Source organism: Flavobacterium sp. EDS, assembly GCF_020991525.1.
In the GTDB taxonomy this organism is placed as follows: domain Bacteria; phylum Bacteroidota; class Bacteroidia; order Flavobacteriales; family Flavobacteriaceae; genus Flavobacterium.
The window spans coordinates 1-7,352 of sequence record NZ_JAJMOZ010000031.1 but is presented as its reverse complement, the minus strand read 5'-3'; the positions used below and the strand labels follow the sequence as shown (position 1 = coordinate 7,352).

Annotated in this window: 3 protein-coding genes; all 3 read right to left on the bottom strand. The window is 33.1% G+C overall.

All coding sequences use genetic code 11. The features are described 5' to 3' along the window. Positions 1 to 2,376: DUF6443 domain-containing protein (locus tag LPB87_RS20465; protein WP_230729203.1), on the bottom strand; the 2,376-nt coding region annotated here is incomplete at its 3' end. A 17-nt stretch (positions 2,377 to 2,393) separates the two neighbouring features. Beyond that, positions 2,394 to 6,464, bottom strand: coding sequence for a DUF5977 domain-containing protein (locus tag LPB87_RS20460; RefSeq protein WP_230729202.1), 4,071 nt, complete (start codon positions 6,462 to 6,464; stop codon positions 2,394 to 2,396). Positions 6,465 to 6,503: 39 nt separating this feature from the next. Further along, on the bottom strand, positions 6,504 to 7,352 hold an 849-nt coding region (locus LPB87_RS20455; protein WP_230729201.1), incomplete at its 5' end, for a T9SS type A sorting domain-containing protein.

Sequence of the window (7,352 nt, the reverse complement as noted above, 5' to 3'; positions counted from 1 at the left end):
TCCTCCCAAATACTTAGTTTGAGTTATAATTCCATTATCAGTTACAATTTTCTCTAGTTTTTGCCCAGTTGCGTTGTAAATATAAACAATGTTTCCATTTATGCCAAATGTTATTTTGGTTGGTAAATTAAGATGATTATAACGTATTTCTGTGATGTTTTTGTTTTTATCACTAATCATATTTCCGTTGGTATCATAGGCATAATCATCTCCATTTTTATTACCATCTATAAAGCCTCTTGCATCATTACCAGCTGGGTTATCGGTTACTTTTATTAACTGGTTTGAATTATCATTTTTATATTCATAAGTTAAATCATCTATTTGAAAATTTATTGATGGTGTATCGCTGTCTCCAAACCTTTGAAGAAACATTATATTGCCATTTTTATCATAACTCAAACTCTCATTATAAGCCCCTGGAACTGGGATATTTCCCTCTGGTTTTTGGTAAATTGCCTTTTTCAATCTATTAAGATCATCATATTGATATCCATAGGAACGTAAACCGAGATCAGAATTTACTCGCCAGAATGTTTCGGCAATATTACCGTTGTACAATGCTTTTATATTAGTATTTCTTGTTGTACTGTTATAATTTATTTTAAATGCAAACAAGTCTTTAGGATCGCTATCTTGTTGTAAATTATCTGTTTTATTTATGGCCGTTAGCCAGCCTCTTATATTGTAACTATAATCAATTTTTTGCAGCGGATTCCCTGTATTGTTCCCTACTCTTTTGTATTTGAGTTGCCCTAATTCATCATAGTTATTTTCAGAAAGAAGCTGTATTACGCCCCCATTTATCTGATGGGTATGCGTAAACAAACGATCTTGTGCCGTATAGGTAAACTCTTCTTTTATGATAAGCTCTGTTGCTCCTGATTCGCGCTTGTGTTTGGTTATTGTGTATAACGTTTTTCCTGTAAAATCAAGTTTATTATCAGTGATGGTATATCCACTTAAGTGGTTTTGTAAATAACTGCGTATTGGTCGGGCTTTATCATTATAAAAAATACTGCTAGTTTCTCCCAAAATGGAAGTGGCTGTTGTTAATACTCTTGTCCAACTGCCTGTTGCAAGTCCTTTTGTATTTACCAAAACGGTTTGTCCTTCAACTGTTGTAGGAACACTAGCTGCGTTTGGGTAATTGTAATTATCATAATAATTTACGGTTAGGAGCGTGAAAATTTTCGGTTCAATAGCATTACTATAATTTACAGCAATTTTATCGATAGTACCAGAAGGTTGTTTGGTTTCATATAGCGTAGTTGCAGTATTCTGTGCATCCTGCATGGTTTTTCTACTTGGTGCATTCGGGGTTGAATTTAACCAACCTGTATAAATTGGTCGGCTAAACGCATCGTATTTGGTAATTAACCAGCCTACAGCTGTATCGTTATTAAAAGGAGAATTGGCTGGTCCTGTAGCCACAGGACGGTCTCGTTTATCATACACTATAAATTCCCATTGCTTGCCCGGTAATTTCTTTTCGGCCAAACGGTTGCGATTATCGTATTTGTATTGGTAACATAATTCGTTTAAGACTTCTTCGATTATGCCTCCATCTGCCTTTGGCGGAATTACATAAGTTAGATTTCCGTATTTATCATAAACATAATAGGTATCATGTTTTTGTAGCGATTCGTAGGTTCTTTTTAGAATGACTTGTCCTTCCTTATTTTTAAATTCTTCTGTTCCTGTTTTTGCTCCTGGAATAGTATTTTCATCATAGATAATAGTCTTATACAATTGATTTTTTGCATAATATCCATTATCTGAAAAGGCTATTTCATACAGTCCCAATCCTGCATCCCAATTTGCGGATGCTGTATAGCGTTTCACTTCATTATCATCATTGGTTTTATAATCAAATTTAATTTCGTGACCACTATTCATCGCCCATGCATTTCCTGGAGCTGCTTGTTTTAACACTCGGCTTAACGGAGAAGATTCCAATTTCTTTTCTGAAAAAGGATTGGATGTGTTTTCGTATTTTTCGGTATTATAAAAAGTCATTGTAGCGTTTATTGCTGTTTGAGATTCTATTCTAGGATATTGATTATTAGAATTAGGGAGCGAAAAAGGCAAATATTCTTTTTCTTGTCTTCCAAAGGGATCATATTCTATTAGGGTTACAATATCTTCCCTGTTACCACCTTGTCCTATGGCAATAGTTTGTACAGGACGTCCTAAACCATCATAATAGATGATGCTTTGATTTACTTCATCTTTGGTCAATGCTTTTAATTGTTCTTCTTTTGCTTCTTTTTTAGGTCTACTGGTATAAATCAAATTATCATCGCTAAATGTTTGAGCTATTATTTTTGTAACCGGCAACAATAGCAAAACTAAAATCAATATACTTTTTTTCATTTTGTTTGTTTTTGTGGTTAGTTTTCTTCTTCAAAAGGCATAATTGTAAATGAAATATTATCACAATCATAGTTGGTAATAGCCATACCATCCTCTTCTAGTAGCTCTTGACATTCTACCATTAGGCAACTATACTCATTTTGGCATTGGGATAAACCTTGTTGGGCTATTTCATCGGCATCTATTTGAGAAATAGTCGAAGTATATTTTCCCGAAGGAACATGATAAGCAACTTTAAAATGTCCAAAATCTTCCGAAAACAAACTAAAATTACCTCGTAATTCTTCATTTTGATAGGTACAATAACCATTGGCATTTACATATTCTTGGCCATAATTGTTTAAATTGGCTTGAGCCTGAGCATCGGCATCGGCTTGTGAGATTGTCGAATTATATGTGCCTTCAGCAATTGTATAATACATTGTAGCAGGTATGCCAGTTTCTTCACAATCATTCTTGGTAAAAAGCTTACTTATGCCTTTATTCCTGTAATAACAAACTCCATTGTTATTAGCATATGCTTGTCCATTTTTGCTTATATCGGCTTGCGCTTGTGCATCAGCATCTGCCTGTGAGATACTCGAACTAAAAGTTCCTATAGGTACTTTGTACATAACACTGGCCGATGCTCCTGTACTACAATCATTTTTTGTATAAATTTTACTTATTGCAACATTTTTATAAATAGATGCCTCTGGTAGTAAATAATCAATAATTTGCCCTTTATAGTTGTAATAATGGGTTTGTACAATATTTAAATCCTGATCTTTTATATATTGTAATCGGTTAAACTTATCATAATGATAATAAGTACTGATTCTACTTGGGTCAGTTATACTTGTAACCCCTACAAGTGGGTTATAGGTATAAGTAGTTATAAAAGCATTTGGCAAAGTAGCTCTAAATGCATCCTGACCATTTCGCAGTAACTGTTCGGTACAATTAGCTGACATGCAATTATCATCATCGGCATTTGATAATGCCTGTAAACTTGTTATTGTTTCTAAAGGAATTGAAGCATAAGAAGCATTCTCAATTTTAGCAATAGGTTGTGTTTTATTGTACCCCCAAATAATAGACACAGGGGTTCCTCCCTCTAAAGTATACTGCAAAATATTACCTTTATCATCATACTGGTCATAGGTTATTTTTTTATCAGTACTGTTATTAATATTGTCTATACCTTTGTTTGCATAAATATATCTTGGTAATAATAAATTACTAGTTACCAAGCTTTTATCATAAACAGTCTTTTGTTCTGATAATTTTGTTACTCCATTATAAGATAGTGTAGCAAGCGGAACTCCAACTATATTTTTATCTTTTAACTCATTTACAAATGGTTCACTAGCCACTATCGCGTCTTGTGGGTAGAAATACTTTGTTTCGAGTGTTTCTTCATTACTGTTATTCGTCTGCATTTTGGTAACTTGATTATGCACTGGATTTTCAAAACTATAAGAAATTGTTTTTTTAATAGTAATTTTTTCACTTTCATCATAATCAGTTTCTGTTGTACTCGTCATCACTTTTTTTCCTAATGAAACCTCGCCTGTAAAATAAAAAAATTGCGCGCTGTAATAATCTATACTCTTTCCCTGAATATATGGCTCGGGTGTAAAATTTGGATCATAAGGATCATAAGGATCACTAAAAATATTAAAAACTAAATTGTATGGTAATTCAAGTTGTTTTAAAATGGTATATTTATTCTCTACACTTTTAATTTTTTTTAAAGTATTAGAGGCATCTCTTTTATAAGTAATTGTATTGGTTAACGAGCCATAATTCCAGGAATCATTTTTATAATAAGAAAAATCATATATGTTAAGTGTGTACTTAAGCATTAAGGTCGAATAAGGATAATGTAATATAAAAAGAGGATGCTTGAATGTCGTAGGAGCATCTCTAATGGTCCTTTCCGAAATTATATTTTGGTAATAATATTCTGTCTTGCCATTTGTTACAGATGTATTAGGATTAATTTCAGTTTCTATTATTTTACCATAAGTAATGTTGGGACTACCACCAATATTATTGTTGTACAATGCCGAACTTGAACAGACAGGTGTAGATTCTTGAATGCCCGGATCATGAGTTAATATTATATATCGTTTATAAGAACCTAATCCTTCTTTATTTAATATATTCTCTTCTTGATAATCAAATCGTTTTATGCTCACTGGAGTAATAGTTCCAATTTGATCAAAATTTTCTATCGACTTAATACGCAACCCACCTACAAGCTTTGTAGTAACAACTTCTTTAAATCCCGAATTCTCCTCCCATGATGCTGTAATACTACTTATTGGACAACCATACGCACCAATATTTCCTGTTCTAAATTCGTTAGCAGATAAAGTATGGGACGAATCACTAAATTCTCGAGTATAAGTAAAATTACCTCCCAAAGTAAACGGTAATGGTCTAAAAAAAATTTCAGAATCAAATGTTACATTTGTACTTCCTCCATTTTCATCTGTTGCAGGCATAAAAGAAATAATTAATTTTCCACTGCCGAGAATATAGTTTTTAGGTGTAAAAGTGGTATTTGCACTGTGAACTGTACAACTTTCACTATCATATCCATAAGCAACAACACTTGCGGTTCTCGGAACAATTGTAGGAATTGATTCTTTTAAATCATATTTATTGGCTTCATATTCAAAAATTGAATAACCTCCTTCTGGGTATGTTATTTTTTTTAAAATTCCAGATTGCATTAAAGTTTCATTAGCCTTTCTATCTCCAGTACCAAAATTGATTATTCGCGTATTCCCCACTTGATTATTCAAATCCATCTTTGTAGGAGGCATTAATGACCCAGAATTATTATTTATATATCCCCAATAATCCTGTTTGTTAGTTCCTCTTAGAGGCAGTTGAATATTGTTATAATCAAAAGCATATTTAGTATTGGTCTGACTATCTATTATTTCCTTTAATCGTAAAGATTTATTCCTGCTATTAAAATTTCTACTTCCCTCATAATCTGAATTGTGTTCAACTGATGTGACGTTCCCACCAGACCTTACATAATAATCGTAATTAAAATTCGATTTTTGAATTAGAAGATTTTTATTGTTAAGTACTGAATAAACTTCAATAGAATTTAATTTATAATCTAAAATTAAATCTTCTCTATCAAGCGCAGAAATGAAATCTATTCTTCCATTTGAAAAAGTGATAGATTGCAAAAATTGCTTTTTGATCTTGGTACTTACAGGGTAATTTGTCCTTATCCAAGAAGAAACTGTAGCTGGATATAAATTCTCAGAGGCAACAACTGGGTAATCATAGCTATCAATTGACTTATAGTTAAATGAAATGATTTCTGTACCATTTACAGAGATAATTTCGGTTAGATACCAGGCAGAAATAAAGCCCGTTCCTAAATAGGAAATTGATTCCGTAGGATTTGATGTTACTTCTACTGATTCAACTCCTTTAAGGGTTTTACCAAATTTATAAATTGTACCATCGTCTTTAGTAATCTCAATTTCGCTATCTGAAATAATTTTAACCTTAGTATTTTGAAAATCCCTAAAGTATGCTTTATAAGAATCGTTTTGATCAAAATAAAAAGATCCAGACAATCCTGGTGCACATACGACATATTCGTCTGGTGCAGTGTCTTGCTCTCCTTTATGCATTAAATATAAAGCTTTGTAATTTTTATGACTAAAAACTAAATCTCTAGATAACAAAGGGATAGGTGTCCAGTATTTTTGTATTCCAAGTGCGCTATCGGGTATGCCTTTAGTATTTCTTACAATTGCTCCACCTGCATCTAAGTTCCATCCTAATCCCACCCAAGAAGCAGTCTCATTGAGTTGTATGCCCGAAGTATTATAGCTAAGAGAAATGGGTACTGTAATTTCTCTGGTTTTGATAGTGTATATAGGAACATTCACATTGAGTCTGCCTGTAGAATAATCCACAGGGTACAGCCCTTGTTTAGCAAATGATGCTGCATTGGGACTTACTGGAAAATAATTAGGTAAGTCTTTTGTTACTTGTCCATTAGAGTTATAACTAATAAAAATTAGAGTATAGAGATATATGTTTTTTTTTATTGTATTTTTCATTTTCATTAAAATTTGATGTTATTAAATGATTTTTATCATCTAATTTTTCCCTGTTCTTATTACTTTAATACCATCTGTTTTTACATTGGTTTTTATATTAACGATATAAATACCTTCGGGGTATTGCCCTAAGTCAATAGGAACGGTTCTGTCGGTAATAGGAAATTGCTGTAAGATGCGACCAGCCATATCAACTACTGTAGCAGTTCCTTTCTCATACTCATATCCTATGATGATGTTAGTGAATGTTACTGCAGGATTTGGTATTGCTTCTATATCTATTTTAACTTTTTCTACCTTGGTCTTGTCTTTTAATTTAACTACCCAAAAATCATTTCCTCCTATACTACCATTTTTATCTTTGGATGCACTAGAGTTTGAGGTTCCTGCCATAAGATAGCCTCCATCTCGAGTCTCAATGAGTTTGCGTAAGATATCTTCGCCTGCGCTACCTACTGTTTTCTTCCAGAGCTCCTCTCCTTTCTCATCTATTTTTAAAGCGATATAATCATTGATTCCTACTTTGTCTTTATTGATAAGATTGGTTACTTTTCCTGTCAGACCTGTTGTAGGATGTTTGTTCTCACTTTGAGCATACCCACCTATCAAATACGTGTTGTCTTTATTTTCTACAAGTGAAGTTAGGATATCAACTTTCCCAAAATCATAGGTTTTGCTCCAAATGACTTCGCCTTTTTCGTCTAGTCTTACTACCCAATAATCGGTACCGTCTCCTACCATTCCACCCAATGTAGTAAGCGGTTGTGTGCTATTTGAGTTTCCTCCTGCAACATAACCTCCATCTTGGGTTTGATGAATGACATACAGTTGATCGTCTCCATTACTGCCATAGGTGTTTTGCCATTCTATGGCTCCAACAGCGTCAAC

Bases quoted from the DNA above. Each gene is read 5' to 3' on its own strand.
- LPB87_RS20460 (WP_230729202.1), bottom strand. From the start codon at position 6,464: ATGAAAAATACAATAAAAAAAAACATATATCTCTATACTCTAATTTTT.